The following is a 22,354-nucleotide window of genomic DNA, read 5'->3' on the forward strand; positions in this document are numbered from 1 at the left end:
CTTGCCGGTACGCGGACTAGACTTCGGGCATATAACTTTAATAATGCGAGGAGCCCGCCATGCCACTGCACCGCAAAACCCTGCTTGCCGCTTCCATCCTGGCCCTGGTGCCCGGGTCAGCACTGGCCCAGCTCGAGGAAGTGCTGGTGACCGCCACCAAGCGCGAGGCCTCGGCCCAGGACCTGCCGTTCTCGATCAACGCCCAGTCCGCCGCGGATATCAAGCGCAGCGGGGCGGTGAACCTCGAGGACCTGTCGCGCAATGTCGCCGGCCTCAGTATCCAGAACCTCGGCCCCGGCCAGAGCCAGGTGGCGATCCGCGGGGTGTCCGCGGGCCAGATCGTGCGCGACCAGCCGGGGGTGAAGGAGCAGGTCGGGGTGTACGTGGACGAGACCGTGATCTCGGTGTCCCTGTTCACCCCGGATCTCGACCTCTACGACCTCAACCGGGTGGAGACCCTGCGCGGGCCCCAGGGCACGCTGTTCGGTTCCGGCTCGGTGGGCGGCACCATCCGCTTCATTACCAACCAGCCGGAGATGGATGACTTCAACGGTTCGGTGGAGGCGGACTTGAACACCATCACCGACGGCGAGGAGGGCGGCCACCTCAAGGGTCACCTGAATATCCCCATGGGCGACAACCTGGCCATGCGGGTGGTGGGCTACACCACCGAGTACGGCGGCTATATTGACGCCCTGCGCGAGGGCGGCGGCAGGGATGAGGACGTCAACAGCGGCAACCGCACCGGCGGGCGCGTGGCGCTGGCCTGGGAGCCCACCGAGACCCTGAGCATCACTCCGCGGGTGATCTACCAGGAGATCGAAACCGATGGTTTCAACCGCCAGGAAGTGTTCAACATTTTCGCCAACCCCTACACCACCACGCGGCCGGCGATCCAGCTCGACGAGCGCGAGCAGTACCTGCTGCTGGACGAGGGCTTCGAGGACGAGACCCTGATCGCCGACCTGGTGGTCAACTGGAGCCTGGAGGGCGTGGACCTGACCTACACCGGCAGCTACACCGAGCGCGACATCCTGGTCAGCCGCGACGCCAGCGCCCTGACCGGCTCGGTGTCCATTGACCTGGGCTTTCCGGAGTCGGCCGTCAGCCTGCCCTCCAACCTGCACGACGCCACCGACGTCGAGCAGGTCACCCACGAGTTCCGCGTCGCCTCCAACGGCGCCGGCGACCTGCAGTGGGTGGCGGGGGTGTTTTACTCCGATGTCGAGCGCAAATACTCCCAGCGCCTGCCCACCCCGGGCTACGACGCGGTGACCGACGATACGCTGGGTGACGGCGCGGCGGCGGGGGCGGCCAATGGCTACGGCCCCGACTCGCCCTACAACTCCGACCTGCCCTACGATATCGAGCAGATGGCGGTGTTCGGCGAGATGAGCTACCAGTTGACCGAGCGCCTGAACCTGACCCTCGGCGGCCGCTGGTACGACTTCGAGGAGGAGCGGCGCTTTACCAGCGGCGGCCTGTTCTCCAACGGCGACGACCAGACCGACGATACCTCGTCGGACGGCTTCAACCCGCGGCTGATGGCCAGCTACGCCCTCAGCGACGAAATGACCGTGAATGCCCAGGCCTCCCAGGGCTTCCGCCTCGGCGGCGTCAACGACCCCTTGAACCGGACTCTTTGTGACGCGGGTGACGAGCGCACCTTCGGCAGTTTCCAGGTCTACGACGACGAGAGCCTGTGGAACTACGAGCTGGGCTTCAAGAGCCTGTTTGGCGGCCTGAGCTTCAACGCCGCGATCTTCTACACCGATATCGAGGACCTGCAGGTGACCCTGGACGCCGGTTCCTGTTCCTCGCGCATCTCCTTCAATGTGCCCGAGGCCCACACCCTGGGCGCCGAGTGGGAGCTGTCGGCCTACCCGCTGGACGGCCTGCTGGTGACTTTCAACGGCAGCTACGTGGAGGCCGAATTCGACTCCACCGTGACCAACAGCGAAGGCGCGGTGCTCGGTGGGGTGGAAAAGGGCAACCGCCTGGCCTCGGTGCCTGAGTTCCAGATGTCCACCTCGGTCACCTACACCTTCCCGGTGGCGTTGTTCGGGGCCAATGAAATGTACCTGTCGGCACAGCTGCAGTACGTGGGTGACCGCTACACCCAGCCCAGTGACCAGGTGGCCGGGGCCGGGGACTTTACCTCGGGCCTGGCCTATGGCGGCGCCACCGGCAACGAGGTGACCAGCGTCGACCTGGAACTGGATTCCTACGAGCTGATCAACCTCAGCACCGGCATCAACTGGGATACCTGGGAGGCGGTACTCTACGTCAACAACGTGGCCGACGAGAACGTCGACCTGTCCTTCGACCGCGAGCGCGGCGGGCGCGCGCGCCTGGCCTACCGCACCAACCAGCCCCGCACCGTGGGACTTACCGTGCGCAAGTATTTCTGAGCCGATCCCGCCCGTCGACGAGCCCGGCCCCGCGCCGGGCTTTTTGTTTTTCGCGCCTGCGTTAACGGGTGGGTCATCGCCGCGGTGCCCAGCTGCTATGCTGTTGTACCTCGGACGCAGATGACTGGGAGATGGGTGATGAAACTGAAGATCAATGGCCGTACACATGAGGTGGACGCCGAACCGGACATGCCGCTGCTGTGGGTGCTGCGCGACCTGTTGGGCCTCAAGGGCACCAAATTCGGTTGCGGCAAGGCCTTGTGTGGCGCCTGCACGGTACACTTCAACGGCAGCGCCACGCGGTCCTGCCAGCTGCCGGTTTCCGCCGCGGCGGAGGGGGAGGTCGTCACCATCGAGGGGCTCTCCGCCGATGGCAATCACCCGGTCCAGGTGGCGTGGCGCGCGCGCAATGTGCCCCAGTGTGGCTACTGCCAGTCGGGCCAGATCATGGCCGCCAGCGCCCTGCTGGCGCGCAACGCCAATCCCGGCGACGACGAGATCGACGCCGCCATGAGCGGCAATATCTGCCGCTGCGGCACCTATCCCCGCATCCGCGCGGCGCTGCGCGACGCCGCGCGGGCGACCTCGGAAGCCAGGGCGGGGGAGGGCGAAGCATGAGCACGCTGTCGAAACTGTCCCGCCGCCGCTTCCTGGAGCTGACCGGCGTCAGTGCCACGGGGCTGTTGCTGGGCGCGGCCGTCAGCCCCGCCAGCCGGGCGATGGACGTGCTGGCGACCGCCACTGGCGAGCGGCTCAACCTCTTTGTCAGCCTGCGGGCGGACGGCGCCGTGGAGATTGTCGCCCACCGCTCGGAGATGGGCACCGGCATTCGCACCAGCCTGCCCCAGGTAGTGGCGGACGAGATGGAGGCCGATTGGTCGCGGGTGCGGGTGATACAGGCCCTCGGGGACGCCGCCTACGGCAGCCAGAACACCGACGGCTCGCGCTCGGTGCGCAACTTCTACGCCACCATGCGGCAGATGGGCGCCGCCGCCCGGCGCATGCTGGAGCAGGCCGCCGCCGACACCTGGCGGGCGCCGCTCGCCGAGTGCCGGGCGCGCAATCACGAAGTGCACCACGCCGATGGCCGCCGGCTGGGTTTCGGCGAACTGGCGGCGCGCGCGGCGGCCCTGCCGCTGCCCGGCCTGGATGACCTGCCGCTCAAGGGGCGCGAGGATTTCCGCTATATCGGCCGGAATGTGCCGATTGTCGATTTGCACGACATGACCACCGGCAATACCACCTACGGCATCGATGTCGCGCTGCCGGACATGGTCTATGCCAGCATCGAGCGCACGCCGCACCTGGGCGGACGGATCGCCGCCTACGACGCCGCGGCCGCGCGCAAGGTGGCCGGCGTGCTGGACGTGGTGGAACTGCAGGGCCCGGAAGGGCCGCCGGCCTTCAACAACGTGGAGGGACTGGCGGTGATCGCCAGTAATACCTGGAGCGCCATCAAGGGCCGTGAAGCGCTTGCGGTACAGTGGCGCCCGAGTCCCCACAGCGACCACGACTCAGCGGCCTATCTGGACGCACTGCAGGCCCGGGTGAGCGGCGGTCCCGGCCGGGTGGCGCGGGAGCGCGGCGATGTGGAGAGAGCCCTTGGCGACGCCGACCAGGTTCTGGAGGCCAGTTATCGCACCCCCTATCTGGCCCACGCGCCGATGGAGCCGCCGGCGACCCTGGCCCGGGTGGACGGGGGGCGGTGCGAGGTCTGGGCCTGCACCCAGAATCCCCAGGCGACACAGGCGGCGGTGGCCAGCGCCCTGGGCGTGGACAAGGCGGCGGTAACCGTCCACGTGACCCTGCTCGGCGGCGGCTTTGGGCGCAAGTCCAAGCCCGACTTCTCGGTGGAGGCGGCCCGCCTGGCGGCCCACGTGGGCAGGCCGGTACAGCTGACCTGGACCCGCGAGGACGACGTGCGCCACGACTACTACCACGCCTGCAGCGCGATGTATTTTCGCGGCGCGCTGGACGGCGATGGCCGGGCCACCGCTTGGCTGGCGCGCCAGGCCACGCCCGCGATCGGAGCCACCTTCGATCCCGCGGTCACCCGGTTGGAGGACGGCTGGCTCAGCCAGACCTTCGGCAGCGTGCCTTTCGCCACGCCCAACCTGCGCATTGAGAGCCACGAGGCGCCCGCCCATGTGCGCATTGGCTGGTTGCGCTCGGTGTACAACATTCCCTTTGCCTTTGGCGTGTGCAGCTTCGTCGACGAGCTGGCCCACGCCGCCGGCCGCGATCCGGCGCAGTACTGGCAGGAGATGATCGGCGACGACCGCCACCTGGACTTTGCGCCGGAGGGTTTTGAGTTCAGCAATTACGGCCGCGCCATCGCCGAGTATCCCTACGATACCGGGCGCATGAAGGCAGTGCTGCGCCAGCTGGTGGCGAACATCCCCTGGGGGGAGACGCTGCCCGAGGGGCAGGGCTGGGGGCTGGCGGTGACCCGCAGTTTCCTGTCCTACGTGGCGGTGGCCAGCAAGGTGCGCGTCGACGGTGACACTTTGGTGGTGGAGGAACTGCACGGCGTGATCGACGCCGGCACCGTGGTCAATCCCGACCGGGTACACGCACAGCTGGAGGGCGGCATGGTGTTCGGCCTCAGCCTGGCGCTGAACGGGGAGATCACCTTCGCCGATGGCGCGGCCCGGCAGTCGAACTTCCACGACTATCCGGTGGCGCGTCTGAACCAGGTGCCGCGGGTGATCCGCACCCACATCGTGGACAGCGAGGCGCTGCCCGCGGGGGTGGGCGAGCCGGGTGTGCCCCCGACCGCGCCGAGTATTGCCAACGCGGTGTTTGCCGCCACCGGCCAGCGCATCCGCGAATTGCCGTTGGCCAGGCACTTCGACGTGTGAGTTGTTACAATCGCCCCGGCATAACAAACACCTCCGGGGACGTGAATGAATCCATTGAAGTGGGGCCTGGTGCCCCAGATACTGATTGGCGTGCTGTTGGGCGCCGTGTGTGGCGCGCTGTTGCCGGGCCTGGCGCAGCCCCTCGGCCTGCTGGGACGGCTGTTCGTGGGTATGCTCAAGGCGGTGGCCCCGCTGCTGGTGATGCTGCTGGTGATGTCCGCCATCGCCAACAAGCACGAGAGCGGCGCCGACGGCCGCAAATCCCTGCTCACCCTCATGCTTTACCTGGTGGGCACGGTGAGCGCGGCGGTGGTGGCGGTGGTCATGAGCCAGCTGTTTCCCCAGGAGATCGCCCTCACCGACGTCGCCGAGGGCAGTCCGCCGGTGGCGGTGACGGCGGTGCTGTCGGACGTGCTGTTCAAGCTGATCGACAATCCGGTGAACGCGCTGCTGAGCGGCAATTTCCTCGGCTGCCTGACCTGGGCCATCCTGCTCGGGCTCAGCTTTCGCAAGGCCAGCGCGGTGTTCAAGGACAACCTGCAGACCCTGGCGGACGGGGTCAGCGACATTGTGCGCTATGTGATCCGCCTGGCGCCGCTGGGTATTTTTGGCCTGGTGTGTTTCACCGTGGCCACCACCGGGCTCGAAGCTCTGGCGGGCTATGCCAGCCTGGCGGCCCTGCTGGTCGGCTGCATGCTGGTCGTGGCGTTGCTGGTGAACCCGTTGATCGTGTTCCTGGTCATTCGTCGCAATCCCTATCCGGTGGTTTTCCAGTGCCTGGAGGAGTCAGGGATTACCGCCTTCTTCACCCGCAGCTCCGCCGCCAATATTCCGGTGAACCTCAACCTGGCGAAAAAGCTTGGCATCAGCGAGGAGCTCTATTCGGTGACCATCCCGGTGGGCGCCACGGTGAACATGGCCGGCGCCGCCATCACTATCACCGTCCTGACCCTGGCCGCGGCCAACACCCTGGGGATCGAGGTTTCCACCACTACCGCCTTGCTGTTGTGCGTGATTGCGGCGCTGTCCGCCTGCGGCGCCAGCGGTGTTCCTTCGGGCAGCCTGTTGCTGGTGCCGCTGGCCTGCTCGCTGTTCGGCATCTCGGTGGACATTGCCATGCAGGTGGTGGCGGTCGGGTTTGTCATCAGCGTGATCCAGGATTCCGCCGAAACCGCGCTGAACTCCAGCACTGATGTGGTCTATACCTATGCCGTGGACCGGATTGGCCCGGAACGGACGCCGGCCGGCGATTGAGCGGCCCTGTTGTTAGCTGCGGCGGCGCGAGACGAATACGCCGCCGCCCCGCAGCGTCTTGGCCTGCTTCTTGGCCGCGGTGGCCAGGGCGCTGACTTCATGGGCGCAGTCCAGCACCGACGCGTCCGGTGACACCAGGCCGATCGACAGGGACATGGTGGAAAAGAAGTGTCGCGCGCCGCTGCGGTCGGTGGACCAGATACCTCCCTGTTCGATATCGCGGTGGTCGTAGAGGCGCTGAGCCTGCTGTCTGAAAGCGGTGCAAATCAGCCTGCAGCGCGCTTCGGCGTCGCGATCGCGCAGCACGAGGACAAAGTCGTCACCGCCCACGTGGCCCACGAAATCACCGTTGCCATCGCAGTGCTCGGTGGCGATGGCGGCCAGCAGCTTGATCGCCTCGTCGCCCCGCGCATAGCCATAGGCGTCGTTGAAGGCCTTGAAATCGTTGATGTCGCAGTAGCCGACATGGAAGTTGCCGCGGCGCGCCAGCAACTGCTCGACGTGCTCGTTGATCGGCACGTTGCCCGGTAGCAGGGTGAGCGGGTTGGCATAGCGGGCGTTGCGGATCTGCTGGTCGGTGATCTGGCGCAGCAGGTCTCCGGTTTTTACCAGGCCGAGGTAGTGGCCGTCGCGCTCGACGATAAACTCCTGCACGAGGTGGTCGTCGGTACTCTCCGTCAATTCGTAACTGACCGCGCTGAGTGTGGTGTTGGAGGATACGATCAGCGGTGCCTGGTCGATGAATTGCGCAACCGCTTTGCGCCCGTGCAGTTCCTTGCCGAAACTGCGTGTGTAGAGGTCCAGCGCTGCGCTGCGGGTAATGACGCCCAGTGGCCGGTCGTTTTTCACCACGGGAATACTCCATAGGTCCGGGTCTTCGTGGAAGCGCTCGATGACCTGTTCCAGCCGCGTAGCCGCCTCGGCGGGCACGCGTTCCACGACCAGGTGAGAAATCGTGGGGCTTTGATGCTTGACCGGCCCGCGTGCCGCGGGCAGGGCAGTGAAGCGCTGGTGCCGTACCCGCGCGGAGGGGCGCTCGAACAGGTAGCCCTGCATGAGATCGATGCCAAGCTCGCGCAGGGTCACGGCTTCCTCTACGCCTTCGACGCCCTCTGCAATTACCCGTGCGCCCAGTGAGCGCGCGACCGAAACCATGCCGCGGACAATGGCGCGCCGGTTCGCGTCCCGATGGACAGCCTCGGCAAAATACCGGTCGAGCTTGATGTACTCCGGTTGGATTTCCACCAGTCGATGCAGGCCGGAGTAGCCGATGCCGACATCGTCCACGGCGAAGGTAAAACCGTGTTCGCGCCAGTCGCCCAGGCAGCGGGCCATGCCGTCGCGATCGATATAGGACTGGCGCTCAGAAAGCTCGAGAGTTACCAGGCTGGGAGAGAGGTGCTGGCTCTGCATGATCGTGTGAAACACTGCGTCGCGGTACTGTGTATCGAGCAGCGCCTCGGGGTGTACATTCAGGAACAGCCGATGTTCGCCGTCACCGCGATAGCGTTCGCACGCCAGGGTGGCGCACAGCGATTCCAGTTTGCCGAGTAGGCCGCCCTGTTCGGCAATCTCGAACATGACCACGGGAGAGAGGTTGCCCGCGCCACAGGATAGGGCCTCGTGACCCATTGGCATCATGGTGCGCAGGTCCACAATGGACTGGAAGCGGGTGTGAATCCGCCGCTGGCGGATTATGTCGCCCAGTGGTGTGTGGTTCTGGTTGTCGGGTTTCAACAGACCTCCAAACGGTTCCCTGGCTGTGCCAAATTCGGGCACGGTAGCGAGAGAAGATGACGCTGGAGTGACACTTCCAAATTGCCGGCGGAGCCTGTGACGGGTATCACAGTTGTTGGTGCCCGCCATCACGGTCGTGACTACCGCCAGGGGCAGGAGTGGTCTCCCCGACTTTGTCGCAGAGCTCAAGGGCGTTGTGGGCCGCCTTATCCGCTAGCGTGGTACGGCTGCCAGAACCCCTGGTGACAGGGGCGTCACAACGCCGACGGCCTTCATCAGGCGAACCGGTAATATTCAACCAAGTGGTTGATTATTTGTTTGCGGGGGCCTATATTCAACCTTATGGTTGAATTAACAGTGCCGCAATTGGATACCGTCTTTCGCGCCCTCGGCGACGCCACCCGCCGGCGCATGCTGCGAGAGCTCGCCCTGGGGGAGCGCACCGTGGGGGAGCTGGCGAAACCTTTCGCCATCTCGCTGGCCGCGGCGTCCAAACACATCAAAGTGCTGGAGAAAGCCGGGCTTGTGCGCCGCGAGGTACACGGTCGCACGCACCTGTGCCGCCTGGAACCCGGCCCCCTGGCCAGCGCCCATCAGTGGCTGGGTTTCTACGAGCGGTACTGGACGGATCGCCTGGACAGGCTCGAAGGGCTGCTGCGTGAGCAGCCACCAACACAGCAAGGAGAGGATCAATGAGCGAAAGCGCAAATGCGAGTGCCTATGGCGAGGTTGTCGAGCCGGCCACCCTGAAGATCAACCGCCTGCTGCCGGGACCCATCGAGCGGGTTTGGAGCTACCTGACGGAGGGCGATCTGCGGCGCCTGTGGTTGGCGGCGGGGGACATGGAAATGGCGGTCGGCGCGTCTTTTGAGCTGATCTGGCGCAACGACGAACTGACCAATCCGCCGGGCCGGCGTCCGGAAAACTACGGTGAAGAGCATCGTATGCAAAGCCGGATCACCGAGCTGGAGCCACCGCGTAAACTCTCTTTTACCTGGAGTGACGCCGGGGAAGTCACCTTCGAGTTGGAACCCCGGGGTGCGGAGGTATTGTTGACCATTATCCATCACCGGGTGATTGAGCGTTCGACCCTGCTGTCGGTCAGCACCGGTTGGCACGCCCACCTCGATATCCTGGCGGCCCGCTTGCGCGGCGAGGATCCGGCGCCTTTCTGGGACAGGGTCGATGAACTGAAAGCCGAATACCATCGGAGACTCCCGGCCTGAGCCGCCGTGCCGGGAAAGCGGGTGCGCGCAGCGGCGCTGGCGGGACAGCTCGCCAATCGCGATTGGAGTTTCGTCGCCAGTGGTTGGTGGGCTATGCTGCAATGATGACAGGGCAATGCGGGAGAGTTCGTCATGGGCACCTACCAGGTCATTGAGGGCAGCTGTCACTGCGGCAACCTGGCGGTGGCGGCGGCGCTGAGTCATGAGCCGGGGCACTACCAGCCCCGCGCCTGCGACTGCGATTTCTGTTGCAAGCACGGCGCCAGTTACCTGTCCGATCCAGCGGGCAGGCTGCGCGTTGCAGTTCGGGACGAGGCCGCCGTTACCCGTTACCGGCAGGGTTCCGGGCAGGCCGAGATGATTTTCTGTGCCCGCTGCGGCGTACTGGTGGGTGCCTGCTACCGGGAGGGGGAGCGCCTGTTTGCCGCGGTGAATCGCCGAATCTTCTCCGAGGAATTTGGGGATGAAGTGCCGGCGTCGCCTAAAATGCTAGGGCCCGAGGATAAATCCACGCGCTGGCTACAGCTGTGGTTCGCCGATGTTCATATCGACCGGCTTCTGGAGCACTGAGGAGCGCGCGGTACCTGTCGTTGGGGGGAGTTCCAGTGCGCCGGTTAGGCATCTTCAGGATGCCAGCATGGCGATAATGCCGCCACTCACGAATGTCACCAGGTCCGCGCACAGGGCTTCCAGGTCATGGGAGCTGTAGGCCCGGTTGGAGAGGATGTCGAGTCGCTCGTTCTCGGAGAACACGTAGACCATGGCCCCGATCAGGTACTGCAGGGCATAGTGCGCGCGCCGCTCATCCAGGTCGGGCAGCACGGTACGTAACCTGTCGATGACATCCAGCGCCACGGGGTTGAATGTCTCTGCGGTCAATTCGGAGCTGCTTCGAAGTGCCGCCAGCTGCGCGATCAGGCGGCAGTAGTTTTTCCATCCCGGGTCGCCCAGCGTGCTGCGCTGGTAAATCGGATAGATGAAGGCGCGGGCGATGGCCTGCACGCCCTGTTGCGGCGACAGGGTGTCGAGTTCGATTTCCTCCAGGGCCGCCCTGCGGTCATCGTTGAGTACACTGGCGCGCCGCTGTATGACCTCCTTGAACAGGTTCTGCTTTGTCTTGAAGTGGTAATTCACGCTGGCCAGGCGGACCTCAGCGGCATCGGTAATATCCCGAACGGACACCCCGTCGAAACCGCGCTCGGCAAACAATCGCTCGGCGACATCCAGTAGCTTGTCGCGGGTCGCGGTGGCGCTCTTTTTCCTTGTTGTCACTGATTTCTCCTGGGTTGGCGTGTCGCGCACTGCGCGACAACGCACTCTCGGTCCGCCTCGATTATAGAGGGTGCGGAACGTTCGTTCAAAATTACTTGACTCGTGAGTGGAACGTTCGTATCTTGTTTCGCAACGCAGCCCCTGAGGATTAGTCGCATGAAAAATAAGTTATCGATTCTGGCTGCCGCCGTGTCCGCGGTCCTGCTGGCGACGGCGGGCGCACGGGCGCAGGGCGGTGGGCAGTCCGCTGGTTTGCTGGAAGAGGTCATGGTGACCGCCCGGAAAGTGACGGAGAGTATGCAGTCGGTACCGGTGGCGGTTAATTCGCTCAGTGGCGCCGATATGCGCGCACTGGGTGCCACTACCACCCGCGATGTGCTGGCATTTACCCCGGGGGCTACGGTGACCACCGCCGTGGCCGATGTGTCCGGTATCAGCTTGCGCGGCGTCGATTCGGGTAATCGCGGTGCCTCTGAGGATTCCGGAGTGATGGTGATGGTTGACGGCGAGGTGGTCTCCCGCGGATTTATGCACAACGGCAACATCTATGATGTGGCCAGGGTCGAAGTGCTGCGCGGGCCTCAGGGGTCGACATTCGGCCGCAATGCCACGGCCGGGGTAGTGAACTTTGTGAGCGAACGGCCGAGCGAGGACTTCGATGCCGGGGTGATCGCCGATCTGGGGGATTATAACTTCAGGGCGGTGGAAGCTTTTGTCAACGGCGCTTTGGGCAACGGCATCTCGGGGCGCCTCAGCGGAAAATACAGCGCGCGGGACGGCTATACGGAGCATGCCTTTACCGGCGAGGACATCGATGCCCAGGACGATATCAGTCTCCGGGGGCAACTGTTGTTCGAACCCGCGGATGACCTGGCGGTATTGTTGAAGGCACATTGGGCCGATTTTCACAGCGACGCATTTTCTCCACGCAAGACCAATGTATTCGCCGAGCCGGTGGGCATGGCCCCGTTTACCGGCTGGGGTTTTGTTCAATATGAGGAGGTCAGTCGCGACCCCTGGAAGGTGATCAATTCGACCACCGGCGGTGGCTATGACCGCCAGGTCTGGGGCGCCCTGGCCGATATTCGCTGGGATATCGGTGACCTGAGCCTGGTGTCGATCACTACCTACCGCAACGGAGAGGACGATTCGAATACCGATCTCGGCGGTACGCCCTACGATCTGGTGTTGGAGCAATCGACCAACGATGCCACCACATACTCGCAGGAGTTGCGCCTGAACAATGAGTTGCAGGACGCTGCCTCGTTTGGCTGGCAGATGGGGCTGTATTACCTCCATGAAGAGCATGAGCGCTCTGCCGACACTGTCTTTCTACAGGGCTTTGCGAGTTCTTCCCGGATGCCTGTGTCAATCCGCCACCGTTCCTGGGCTTCATACCCTTGCCGACCATGGACGATATCGCAACGACCCAGCGCCTGGTGCAGGATAACCAAACCGACAGCTATGGGGTGTTCGGGGAAGTGACTGTCGATATCACCGACCAGACCGGTTTGCTGGTGGGCGGACGTTACAGCTACGACAAAAAGGAGTACTTCGGCATCACCGATGCCGAGGGTCCGCTGGCGTTCCTGTTCCTCGATGCAGGGCGCGTAGAGGCCGGGATCGGCGACCACTGGGATGACTTCTCTGGCAAAATCAGCCTTACGCATCATTTCAGTGACAACATTATGGCCTATGGCTCGCTGGCCACTGGATATAAAAGCGGGGCATTCAATGCTGAACCCTCGTCCGCGGACGCCGTGAACGCGGTGGATCCCGAGTACGTTACCACCTATGAGGCCGGTATGAAGATGGACCTGCTAAGGGATAGTCTGCGACTGAACCTGACGCTGTTCCAATCCGACTACGAAGATATTCAGTCAACCTTTGTCAATCAACAAGCCGTCGCCGTGGCGGCAAATGTTGGCGAGGCGGAAATAAAGGGCTATGAGGTGGAGGGGCAGGCGTATTTCACGCCCAACCTGTACTTGCAATTCGCCTTTGCCGACTACGAGCACGAGTACACGGATTTCAGTCGCGGCGAGGGTGACAGCGGTGTGGATGTGGCGGGTAACCCGGTGCAAAACGCACCGGACTGGACGGCCACCGTGGCACTCAACTACGACATCGTACTGAGCAGTGGGGCCGAGATTACCCTGCGCGGCGATTACCGCGGCACGGGGGAGATTGCCACCTATTTCGATGAAACCAGCCCCCAGTCGATTCGCCCCAGCGTGGCTGTATTCAATGCCACTGTGAAATACACCGCGGCTAATGCCAGATGGAGTACCGCGATTTGGGGACGGAACCTCGGCAACGAAGAGGAAGTGGTCACCATAGGTCCAAAGGTGGCGCTGTTCGATGGACGCTCCAGGGCCTATGGGCCGCCGCGTACCTATGGACTTACCCTTGAATACAGCTTCTGATTTTTTGTGGAGAACTTGCTGATGACCATGCGTCAGATTATCACTGGCCACGATAGCGAAGGTAAGGCCGTCTTTCTTTCGGACGAGGAAGTCGTGCCGACGGAAGTGGCCATGTATCCCGGCTATAAAACCTTTGAGTTGTGGTCGACCGACGGTCCCCGTACCGTACCTCACCGCGGTCCGTTTCCCGGAGTGCCGGGGTACTTCCCGCGGCGCGATGGCGTAGTGTTCCGGATGATCGTACTGCCACCGGTGCGGGATGGCCAGGCGGCTTTTGAGGTAAACGAGGCATCCGTGGCCGAACTGGAGGCGACCCTGCCGGGCTTTGTGGAGCACTTGGAGCTGGATTGCCCCGGCATGCACACCACCGACTCCGTCGATTTTGGCGTGGTGCTGGAGGGGGAGATTCATTTGGAACTCGACGATGGCGCCGAGCGTGTCCTGCGAGCGGGTGATTGTGTTGTCCAGAACGGCACCCGCCATGCCTGGCGAAACCGCTCCGGTAAGCCGGTGACCATGGCCTTCGTCCTGTTGGGCGCGGACCGAACCGACGCCGTTGAACCCCCGGGTTAGTGCTGGTTGTGAGACTCCAGTGACCGGCCAGGCATCTTGCTATTAACAGTTTTCCCCTGGGAGTAAATGCGGTGTACAGACAAATCGTGGGCTACCGAGACTTTCATGCAGATGTCAGTTTCAATTTTCAACTGAATCGATGGTTACCGTATTTGCCAGAGACCGAGTTGCGTCAGGCGGCGGCGGAGATCGGTGACTTTGGCGATTGGAAACGGGTGATGTGGCGATGTGCGGAGCGTGCCGAGCAGGATAGCCGCTGGGCCGAGGCTGGATTTTACTACCGTGCGGCCGAGTTTTTCCTGCTGAATTCCGATCCAGACAAGATGCGGGCCTATGAAAAATTCAGGGAAAACCACGCCAGGGTGTCCTGGGACGTAGACTATGAGCGGGTCGAGGTGCCTTACCCCGGCGGCTTCCTGCCGGCGTTGGTGATCGAGCCCGAGGGCGCACTACTGGATACACTGGTCGTTCACGGCGGTTTCGATTCCTTCGCCGAGGAATTGATCCACCAGTTTGCGCCCATCGCCAAGTGCGGGTTCCGAGTCATCTTTTTTGAGGGGCCAGGTCAGGGCTACCCCCTCAAGGTGCTTGGCATGCACATGACGCCCGACTGGGAAAAGCCGGTGGGCGCGGTGCTGGATCACTTTGAACTACAGGAGTGCTCACTGATGGGTATTTCCCTGGGGGGATGCCTGGCGACCCGTGCAGCGGCCAAGGAGCCGAGGGTGAAGCGCGTCATCGCCGATGACGTCCTGGAGGATTTTTTCGGCTGCCTCGCGTCCCGACTGGGAAAGCGACAAGCCAGGGTATTGCAGACCCTGCTTGACCTTGGAGCGAATGCACTGGTCAACAGGGCGATGGGCAAGGGGGCGGCAAAGGATCCTGTGGTAGGCTGGGCCGTGGACCACGGATTGCATGTCAGTGGCACCGCAAGCCCCTTCGAGTATATGCAGTGGGGCCGGCGCATGAATACGCGCGGGATTTCCCATGAGTTGAGGCAGGATTACCTGCTATTGGGCGCCAGGGACGATCACCTGGTTCCCCTGGAACAGTTCTATAGTCAGGCTCGCACCCTGGTTAATGTCCGCTCGTTCAGCAGCCGATTGTTTACCGCGTCGGATCACGCCGGTAGTCACTGCCACATCGGCAATCAAGAACTGGTGAACCGTGTGATCACGGAATGGCTGCTGTTGATGCTCGATGGTGATCGCAAGGAACTCAATTGAGATCGGTTGTTTCGGGAGTTGCACAATGAGTGTTGCTTGCCTGGGCGATATCGTCGCTATCGAACAAGCCCAGCCAAACCCTTTCGGCAGGTTCGATAATACCTATGAAATGATTTGTGCCGGGGCGGCTATCGCCCCCAATGCCACTGCCTTGTCATTCGTGCCTAAGGTCGAGAGCCATTTCAGGCCGGCAGTATGGACATATGGCCAGTGGCGGGCGGAAATCACCCGTGCCGCCAATATGCTGCGCCGACTCGGTTTGCAGGAGAATGAAGTGGTGGCTTATGTGCTGCCAAATCTGCCGGAAACCCATCTCGCCATCTGGGGTGGAGAGACCGCCGGCATTGTTTTTGCGGTCAACACCCAGCTTGATGGAGCCCAGATGGCTCAGCTGCTACAGGCCGCGGATACACGCTGGCTCATTACCCTGGGGCCGGAACCCGAACCGGAGATCTGGAACAGGGTGTCCGGTGCGATGGCGGCCATGGAAGTGTCGAGCTTGCGGGGTATCCTGGCGGTGAATCCCCTGCACCACAGCGCCGGCGGCTGTGGCAATGCCGGCGCCGAATGCGCGCAATCAGGCCTGCCGACGCAATTACACGGTGTCCCCGTGCTTGATTTTCACCTCGAACTGGCCAGGGAATCCGGAGACTCTCTGCATTTTTTGCCACCGCGGGCCAACGATATTGCCTCTTATTTCTGCACTGGCGGGACCACGGGGTTGCCCAAGATCGCCACGCACTCCCACGGCAATGAAATTGCCAATGCGATCCAGTTGCAGGCGGTCTTCGCTCAGTTGTACCGGCCCGGTAAAACGTTTCTCGCCTGCCTTCCTCTATTTCATGTCAACGCCCAGCTCGGCTCCGGCCTGGCGGTGTTCGGGGCCGGCGCGCAGTTGCTTCTCGGACCGCCAGAGGGCTATCGTGCCGCCGGGCTAATGGACCGGTTCTGGGAGATCGTCGCTCACCATCGGGTGGCCACTTTCTCGGGTGTACCCACAATCTTTGCCGGTTTATTGCAGTCGCCGCGGGAGGGGATGGACCTGTCCTGCCTGGACTACGCCATCTGCGGCGCGGCACCGATGCCGCTGAAATTGCTCGACAACTTCGAGCAACAAACCGGGATGCGCGTGCGCGAGGGATATGGCTTGACTGAAAGCACCTGTGTTGCTTCGCTGAATCCACCTGGAGCAGACGCCCGCACAGGCTCCATCGGCCTGCGTCTGCCTTGGGAAAAGATGCGTGTTGTGGTACTCGATGAAAAGGGTAACTTCCTACGCGAAGCCGATACCGATGAGGTCGGAGTGGTGGCGATCAGCGGCCCCAATGTATTCGCTGGTTATCTTGAGGCGACGCACAATACCACCGCCTGGATACACTTTCCCGGAGATACGAAACGCTGGCTGAATACAGGTGATCTCGCGCGCAGGGATGCGGATGGTTACTTCTGGCTGACCGGTCGTAAAAAGGAGTTGATTATCCGCGGCGGTCACAATATCGACCCGAAGGTGATCGAGGAAGCCCTGGCCTCTCATCCGGATGTGGCAATGAGTGCGGCGGTCGGACGGCCGGATGCCCACGCGGGAGAGGTGCCGGTAGCCTATGTCCAGCTTCATGTGAAGGGTAGCGTTCGCGAGGAGGCATTGATGGAGTACGCCAGTGAGGCCATCAGCGAGCGAGCCGCGATTCCCAAGGCCATACGCCTGGTCGACACCTTGCCAGTGACCGCGGTGGGCAAGATATTCAAGCCCGCGCTGATCTTTCGCGAGGTGGAGTCAGTGGTGCGGACCGAAGCGGAGAGTTCAGGGGTGACGCTGGCATCGCTCTCGGTGGCGCAGGAATCGGGGGTCGGGATAGTGGCCCGGTATGCAATTGCCAATGGCGATGCCCGAGCACTTTCAAGCGCCCTGGCCAAATATATCTTCAAGAGCGCGGTGGAGCGCTGAACATCCGGCCGGGGCTTTCCCGGCGGCGTCAGTTGGCGGTGATCCGTGACTTGATATCGGCCAGGGATTCGAGGTCGCCCCCGGCGAGCCGTTCCGCGGTATCCACGAATGCCTTCACGGAGATTTTGCCGCCGTCCTCGGCGAGGGCCGTGGCGACATCGTCCAGGCTTTTTTTGCCCTCGCTCAGCTCGCGCAGCTCCCGGTCCAGTTGGCGCATGACCCCCACCGCCCGCGCCGTGGTGGCGCCGGATGAGCGGCCGGTGAACAGTCCGTCGGACTCCTTGCCCCACTGCGCCAGTTCATCGAGGGTCTCGCGGAAGCGCAGCTCGCTGATGCCCCCCGAGCGTCGCAGGATTTCCACCGCGTAATACTCGGCGATACCCTCGACGATCCAGTCGCTCTTGTCGGTGCCGCGGATGGAGGTGCCGACGTGCACCAGCTCGTGGATCAGGCTACTGGTGCGGTTGCCGCTGATCAGTGGACGGTCGCCGTGCATGAACAGCGAATTCGGCCCCGAGAGGCCGCCGCGCCACATGGGGTCGTCGGCGCTCACAATCAGCAGTCGCGGGGGGAAGTCCGGAAAAATCTCCTTCAGGTAGGGCAGCGTCCAGTTGACGAAGGCCAGGGCATCCTGCAGGCGGATATCCTGGCCCCGGGGGGCGGCGACCCGCACCCCCACGTCGGCAATCACGTCCTGGCGGCTGGCGATGGATCCCAGGATCAGCCAGCCCTTGGGGCGAATGAACCGGCGGCCCGGGTCTGTCACGCGATAGCGATTATCGGCGTCGCTCAGGCTCTCGTAGGGGGCGGCGGAGGACCAGCCCTCGGGCAGGTCGAAGTCGAGCTCCGCCGAGGCCTGCAGGCCCTTGGCCACCTTCACCGCCATGGGCGGCACCAGTTTATCGCTGCGCAGAACCGCCCAGTCGTCGGTGATCATGGCGTCGTAGCTGTCGCCATCGCGCTTGTGGTTGATTGCGAAGCGGTAACTGAGGCTGTCCCCGGAAGCCCGCGGCCGCCAGGTGGCCACATCGTCGTCGATGTCCAGTGCCGGTTCCGCGCGCCAATCGCGGTGCTGGTCCGGGTCGAAATGCACCTCGATCCTGGACGGTAGTGAGTCGCCGCGCAGAGTGATTGTCACCGCGGCCTCGCCCCGCTCCGGTGTCACGCTGACGTCATAGTGGATGGTGTACTGTTCCGCGGTGGCGCTGCAGGCCAGCAGCGCGACCGAAAGTAGCATCAGCCTGAAAGTTCTCAACGGTGGCCTCCCGACAGCAAGTGGATTCCCGAGCCGACAAGGTTAGCAGTACCCTCGCGATTGCGCACGGCAACGGTGAGTGTTTTCTCCTTTGAACCCAGGCCGTGGTCTGCTATTTTTGAACGCCTCATTCACAGGAGGCACCGACCATGGAATCGGAAGAGCAGCAACAGCAGCAACAGCAGCAAACGGAACCGCCAGCGCCACAGTCGCAGGGCACCTTCGATATCAACCGCGTCATCGAACAGGCCCGGGAGGTGCTTACCAACCCGGCCGGATTTTATCGTGACATGCCGGGCAGCGGTGGCTTCACCGAGCCTGTAATCTTCGTGGCGGTCATGGCCGTGGCCACCGGGATCATCGCTGCGGTGTGGTCACTGTTCACCTCCGGCCACGGTTTCCTGGCTGCGGGTTTTGCCGGGATCATTATCTACCCGATTTTTGCCGTCATCGGCGCCTTTATCGCCGCGGCCATCCTCTTTGTGATCTGGAAACTGATGGGCTCGGAGCGGGATTACGAAACGGCCTTTCGCTGCTGGTCCGCGGCCACGGCGGTGTACCCGGTGGGCGCGCTGCTGTCGATCATTCCCTATATCGGGGTAATGGTCAGCGTCGCCTGGGGCACCTTGCTGATGATCGAGGCCAGCGTGGCGGTGCACCAGCGCGAACGCCGCACGGCGATGATCGTGTTCGGCATTCTCGGCGGCCTGCTGTTGATCTCCAACATCAGCAGCGAATACGCCTCGCGACAGATGGCCGACCGTATGTCGGAAATGAGCCGGCAATTCGAGGGCTTCGAGGACATGAGCTCGGAAGAGGCAGGCCGCCAGATCGGGGAATTCCTCAAGGGCCTGGAGGAAGGGGCGAAAAAGGACGGTGACGAGGGCTGAGGCCCGCTGCCGGCGCGCGCCTGGCGTACAGGCCCCGCCATGTCAGGCGGGGCCGGTCGCGGTGTTCAGTTCCGGCCCAGCGCGCAATCCCCATCGGCGATCTGCCGTACTTGATCCAGGCTTCCGCCACCCAGCCACTGATGGAATTGTTGGTATCCCGCCTGGTAGTCGCTGTCCGGCGCGGTGGCGGGGGCAATGCCCTCGCGGTTGATCTGGTTCCAGGCCAGCCACAATTGGGTGCGGGACAGTTTCTCCACCGGGAAGTCGCCCAGGGCGGCCACCACGAATCCCTTGCAATAGCTGTAGCGCACCTCCCCCTGCTCGTGCCACGGCCACTCAAAGGCCGCGGCGGGCAGGGCGTTGGCGCCCAGCGCGGTGGCGGCGGCCAGCAGCAGGGCGGCTCCAGGGTGCTTGCGATCGTGTCGATTCATGGCGTTCTCCTTGGGTCCTGAGCCTAAGCTAGCCGCACCGGCGGCGTTTGCCAAGCCCCGATGGCCGTGACCCACATCGCCGGTGCCGGCCGGCAGCGCACAGTTGGCCGCCATCGCTAACGGTTGCTATTCAAACCGGGCCTGAACAAACTCAAGCCCAGCTCTGCCGAAATCGCCTCCAGCGCCTTCATCCCCCGGACACTGTTACCGGCGGTGGACAGTCGCGGCGAATAGCCCACCAGGGCCATCTTCCCCGGCACCACCGCCACAATGCCGCCGCCCACCCCGCTCTTGGCTGGCAGCCCCGCGTTGTAGGCCCAGCGCCCGGACTCGTCGTAGAAGCCGTTCATCATCATCACCGCAAGCACCTCGTCCACCAGATCCCGGGCCAGCACCTGCTCGCCGGTCACCGGGTTCTCCCCGGCATTGGCCAGGGTGGCGCCCATCACCGCCAGTTGCCGCGCGGTGACGGCGACACTGCTCTGGCGGTTGTAAACGTCCAGGGTTTCGTCCACCGGGGCACCGAGCCACTGCTGGTCGCTAAGCAGGTTGGCGAGCGCGCGGTTACGGAAGTTGCTCGCTCCCACCGAGCGGTAGACCGCCGCCAGCAGGGTCAGGGGCTCGCCGGCAAAACGGTTGTAGCCATTGCGTATCAATTGCCAGCGCGCATCGGCGTCATCGGCCTCAAGCAGGCTGACGGCGGTGATGGCGCCGGCGTTCACCATCGGGTTGAGGGGCTTGCGCGCGCGGCGCTCCACCCCCGCCAGGGCGTTGAAGGGCTGGCCGGTAGGCTCCACGCCGATACGTTTGAGTACGACGTTGCGGCCCTGCTGCGACAGCAGCAGGGCCAGGGTGAAGGGCTTGGCGGCGCTCATGATGGCGAAGGGCTGTTCGGTATCGCCGCGGCTGATGACCTCGCCGTCCACGGTGATCGCCACGATGCCGAAGCGGTCCGGGTCGGCGGCGGCCAGGGCGGGAATGTATTGGGCGGTCTCCCCGGCTTCCAGCCCCTTGTAGGTCTCGTAGGCGGTGTTGATGGCCGCCTGAATGGCGGCCCGCTCACTGGCCTGGACTGGGGCGCCGGGCAGGCACGCGGCGAGAGCCCAGGCCGCGAGCGTGAGCCGCCACGTCATGGCGTGGCCTCTGGCGGCTTGCGGCCCCGGGTGGCCTGCTCGAAACTGTAGGCCAGCTCGATCAGCCGCGGCTCGCTGCAGGCGGTGCCCACGAAGGTGATGCCAAAAGGTATGGGTTTGGCGCCGAAGCCCTCGGGCAGGGGCGGGTCGAGGGTATTGGGCACCGCGGTGAAGGGCACCGCGATCACCGGGTAGCCGGCCTTGTTGACAATGTTCTCGCCGTACCAGGCCGGGAACAGCAGGGCGTCGAGGTCGTGGGCGTCCAGCGCGGCGTCGATGCCCTCCGCGCGGGACAGGCGGATATCCTTGTCGCGGTCAGCGCGCCAGCGGGCGCGGTCGGCGGCCACGTCCATCTCGTCGGATATGTCGAGTTCCGCCTGGCCGTACCGGATTGCGCCCCGGTCGGCGTGAGCCAGGTTGTACTCCCGCAGCGCGGTGAGGGAGTCCAGGGGGGCGCTGTCGCCGAGGCTGTCCAGCCAGGCGTTGAAGTCGCGTTTCATGCCGTACTTGAGAATCACCGAGCAATGAGCGTCGCCGCCCTTGCCCTGGGGCAGGTCGTAGCAGTTGCCGAACAGCAGTTGGTTGTCACTGGGGTTTTCCGCCAGCACCGAGGGAATGTTCGCCGGGTCCACCAGGTCGGCGCCCGCGGCCTTCAGCGCGGCGATAGCCTCGCGCATCGCGGCCCGCTCGTCGGTGTTCAGGCCGCCGCGCGGAGTGTTTGCGCCGGGGGGGGTGATCGCATCGTAGAAGAAAGCCCGCGGGATGCCGATGCGGGCCCCGCGCAGGCCGTCGGCGCGCAGGTGGGCGCTATACCCCCCGGGCCCGGGGTGGGGGCACACGCCGCTGGCGGGGTCCCCGGGGTCGTCGCTTTCCATGGCCGCCAGCAGGGCGGCGGCATCGGCGACGTACTTGGCCATTGGCCCCGCGGTGTCCTGGTCCGCGGTAATGGGGATGATGCCGTGACGGCTCACCCGCCCCACCGTGGGTTTGATACCCACCAGGCGGGTGTTGTTGGCGGGTATCTGCAGGGAGCCGGAGGTCTCGGTACCCACGTTAGCCGCCCACAGGTTGGCGGCGGTGCCGATGCCGGAGCTGGAGCCGCCGGTATCCATTACCCCGCGGCCGTCGTCGAAGCCCTTGCGTGGGTCCTTGCGCGGGTCGTAGGGATTGTAGCCGTAGCCGTTCACCGCGTTGTAGTTGTTGGGCATGCCGGTGGCCACCCAGTTGGCCAGCTCGGTGAGGGTGGTTTTGGCGATAATGATGGCGCCCGCTTCGCGGAGCCTTGTCACCAGGGTGGCCTCGTAGGGAGGTGTGTAGCCCGCGAAGGCCATGGCGCCGCCAGTGGTGGGCAGGTCGGTGGTGTGGATGTTGTCCTTCAGCGCGATGGGAATGCCGTGCAGGGACCCGCGCACCTGCCCATTGGCGCGTTCCCGGTCGAGGGCATCGGCCTGTGCCAGGGCATCGCTGGCGACGCTGATGGCGGCCCCCAGGGAGGCGTTGTAACGCTCGATGCGCGCCAGGTATTGGCTGACGATGGCGCGCGCAGTGGTGTCGCCGCTGGCCATGGCGACCTGCATGTCGGCGAAACTGGCCTCGACCACGTCAAAGTCCGCCTGGCTGGTTTCCGCGGGCGCGTCCTGCCGATTGCAGGATACGAGCCCCAATAGCGCAAGGCCGGCGATGGTGTATGCGGTTGGGCTGAACATGTGGTCCC

Annotated in this window: 19 protein-coding genes; 13 read left to right on the top strand and 6 right to left on the bottom strand. The window is 64.1% G+C overall.

The genetic code is table 11. The annotated features are described in order from the left end of the window. Positions 1 to 59 precede the first annotated feature (59 nt). The 4 genes from JYP50_RS06340 to sstT all read left to right on the top strand — a co-directional run bounded on the left by JYP50_RS06340 (position 60) and on the right by sstT (position 6,526). On the top strand, positions 60 to 2,411 hold the full coding sequence (locus JYP50_RS06340) for a TonB-dependent receptor (RefSeq protein WP_206559641.1): 2,352 nt from the start codon (positions 60 to 62) through the stop codon (positions 2,409 to 2,411). A gap of 135 nt (positions 2,412 to 2,546) precedes the next feature. Further along, a complete protein-coding gene (locus tag JYP50_RS06345) occupies positions 2,547 to 3,029 on the top strand; it encodes a 2Fe-2S iron-sulfur cluster-binding protein (RefSeq protein ID WP_206559642.1) in 483 nt (160 codons plus the stop codon). Beyond that, positions 3,026 to 5,272, top strand: a complete 2,247-nt coding sequence (locus JYP50_RS06350) for a xanthine dehydrogenase family protein molybdopterin-binding subunit (protein WP_206559643.1) — start codon at positions 3,026 to 3,028, stop codon at positions 5,270 to 5,272. The genes JYP50_RS06345 and JYP50_RS06350 overlap by 4 nt, the downstream gene beginning before the upstream one ends. 45 nt (positions 5,273 to 5,317) lie before the next feature. Further along, positions 5,318 to 6,526: a serine/threonine transporter SstT gene (gene sstT, locus JYP50_RS06355; RefSeq protein WP_206559644.1), complete on the top strand. Its 1,209-nt coding sequence runs from the start codon at positions 5,318 to 5,320 to the stop codon at positions 6,524 to 6,526. Between the two features lie 12 nt (positions 6,527 to 6,538). On the opposite strand, the gene JYP50_RS06360 is transcribed toward sstT, so the two are convergent. Then, on the bottom strand, positions 6,539 to 8,263 hold the full coding sequence (locus JYP50_RS06360; protein WP_206559645.1) for a bifunctional diguanylate cyclase/phosphodiesterase: 1,725 nt from the start codon (positions 8,261 to 8,263) through the stop codon (positions 6,539 to 6,541). 342 nt (positions 8,264 to 8,605) lie between these two features. Between JYP50_RS06360 and JYP50_RS06365 the strand changes: the two genes are divergently transcribed. The 3 genes from JYP50_RS06365 to JYP50_RS06375 all read left to right on the top strand — a co-directional run bounded on the left by JYP50_RS06365 (position 8,606) and on the right by JYP50_RS06375 (position 10,059). Further along, positions 8,606 to 8,959 carry an ArsR/SmtB family transcription factor gene (locus JYP50_RS06365; protein WP_206559646.1) on the top strand — a complete coding sequence of 118 codons (354 nt, stop codon included), beginning with the start codon at positions 8,606 to 8,608 and terminating at the stop codon, positions 8,957 to 8,959. Further along, the gene (locus JYP50_RS06370; protein ID WP_206559647.1) at positions 8,956 to 9,489 is read left to right on the top strand and encodes an SRPBCC family protein; all 534 of its coding nucleotides are present in this window, start codon (positions 8,956 to 8,958) and stop codon (positions 9,487 to 9,489) included. Before JYP50_RS06365 ends, JYP50_RS06370 begins: the two co-directional genes overlap by 4 nt. 132 nt (positions 9,490 to 9,621) lie before the next feature. Further along, positions 9,622 to 10,059: a GFA family protein gene (locus tag JYP50_RS06375; RefSeq protein ID WP_206559648.1), complete on the top strand. Its 438-nt coding sequence runs from the start codon at positions 9,622 to 9,624 to the stop codon at positions 10,057 to 10,059. Positions 10,060 to 10,113: 54 nt separating this feature from the next. Here JYP50_RS06375 and JYP50_RS06380 read toward each other — a convergent pair whose 3' ends face one another. Beyond that, positions 10,114 to 10,761 carry a TetR family transcriptional regulator gene (locus JYP50_RS06380; protein ID WP_206559649.1) on the bottom strand — a complete coding sequence of 216 codons (648 nt, stop codon included), beginning with the start codon at positions 10,759 to 10,761 and terminating at the stop codon, positions 10,114 to 10,116. A gap of 156 nt (positions 10,762 to 10,917) precedes the next feature. On the opposite strand from JYP50_RS06380, the gene JYP50_RS06385 reads away from it, so the two are divergent. From JYP50_RS06385 to JYP50_RS06405, 5 genes are all read left to right on the top strand, one after another. Then, positions 10,918 to 12,246, top strand: coding sequence for a TonB-dependent receptor (locus JYP50_RS06385; RefSeq protein WP_206559650.1), 1,329 nt, complete (start codon positions 10,918 to 10,920; stop codon positions 12,244 to 12,246). Further along, positions 12,171 to 13,187 carry a TonB-dependent receptor gene (locus JYP50_RS06390; RefSeq protein WP_206559651.1) on the top strand — a complete coding sequence of 339 codons (1,017 nt, stop codon included), beginning with the start codon at positions 12,171 to 12,173 and terminating at the stop codon, positions 13,185 to 13,187. The genes JYP50_RS06385 and JYP50_RS06390 overlap by 76 nt, the downstream gene beginning before the upstream one ends. Before the next feature lie 21 nt (positions 13,188 to 13,208). Continuing rightward, positions 13,209 to 13,760, top strand: coding sequence for a cupin domain-containing protein (locus tag JYP50_RS06395; RefSeq protein ID WP_206559652.1), 552 nt, complete (start codon positions 13,209 to 13,211; stop codon positions 13,758 to 13,760). 71 nt (positions 13,761 to 13,831) lie between these two features. Beyond that, entirely contained in the window at positions 13,832 to 14,986 is a 1,155-nt protein-coding gene (locus JYP50_RS06400) for an alpha/beta fold hydrolase (RefSeq protein WP_206559653.1), read from the top strand. A gap of 25 nt (positions 14,987 to 15,011) precedes the next feature. Further along, a complete protein-coding gene (locus JYP50_RS06405; RefSeq protein ID WP_206559654.1) occupies positions 15,012 to 16,931 on the top strand; it encodes an acyl-CoA synthetase in 1,920 nt (639 codons plus the stop codon). A 28-nt stretch (positions 16,932 to 16,959) separates the two neighbouring features. Here the strand turns inward: JYP50_RS06405 and JYP50_RS06410 are convergent, their stop codons facing one another. Further along, positions 16,960 to 18,186, bottom strand: coding sequence for a hypothetical protein (locus JYP50_RS06410; protein WP_206559655.1), 1,227 nt, complete (start codon positions 18,184 to 18,186; stop codon positions 16,960 to 16,962). A 149-nt stretch (positions 18,187 to 18,335) separates the two neighbouring features. On the opposite strand from JYP50_RS06410, the gene JYP50_RS06415 reads away from it, so the two are divergent. Continuing rightward, the gene (locus tag JYP50_RS06415; RefSeq protein WP_206559656.1) at positions 18,336 to 19,076 is read left to right on the top strand and encodes a YIP1 family protein; all 741 of its coding nucleotides are present in this window, start codon (positions 18,336 to 18,338) and stop codon (positions 19,074 to 19,076) included. A 65-nt stretch (positions 19,077 to 19,141) separates the two neighbouring features. On the opposite strand, the gene JYP50_RS06420 is transcribed toward JYP50_RS06415, so the two are convergent. From JYP50_RS06420 to JYP50_RS06430, 3 genes are all read right to left on the bottom strand, one after another. Beyond that, positions 19,142 to 19,507, bottom strand: coding sequence for a hypothetical protein (locus tag JYP50_RS06420; protein WP_206559657.1), 366 nt, complete (start codon positions 19,505 to 19,507; stop codon positions 19,142 to 19,144). A 116-nt stretch (positions 19,508 to 19,623) separates the two neighbouring features. Beyond that, entirely contained in the window at positions 19,624 to 20,640 is a 1,017-nt protein-coding gene (gene glsA / locus JYP50_RS06425) for a glutaminase A (RefSeq protein WP_206559658.1), read from the bottom strand. Continuing rightward, positions 20,637 to 22,346 carry an amidase family protein gene (locus JYP50_RS06430; protein WP_206559659.1) on the bottom strand — a complete coding sequence of 570 codons (1,710 nt, stop codon included), beginning with the start codon at positions 22,344 to 22,346 and terminating at the stop codon, positions 20,637 to 20,639. The genes glsA and JYP50_RS06430 overlap by 4 nt, the downstream gene beginning before the upstream one ends. Between the last annotated feature and the right edge of the window lie 8 nt (positions 22,347 to 22,354).

This window comes from Parahaliea mediterranea, assembly GCF_017255185.1.
Lineage (GTDB): Bacteria > Pseudomonadota > Gammaproteobacteria > Pseudomonadales > Halieaceae > JAFKCZ01.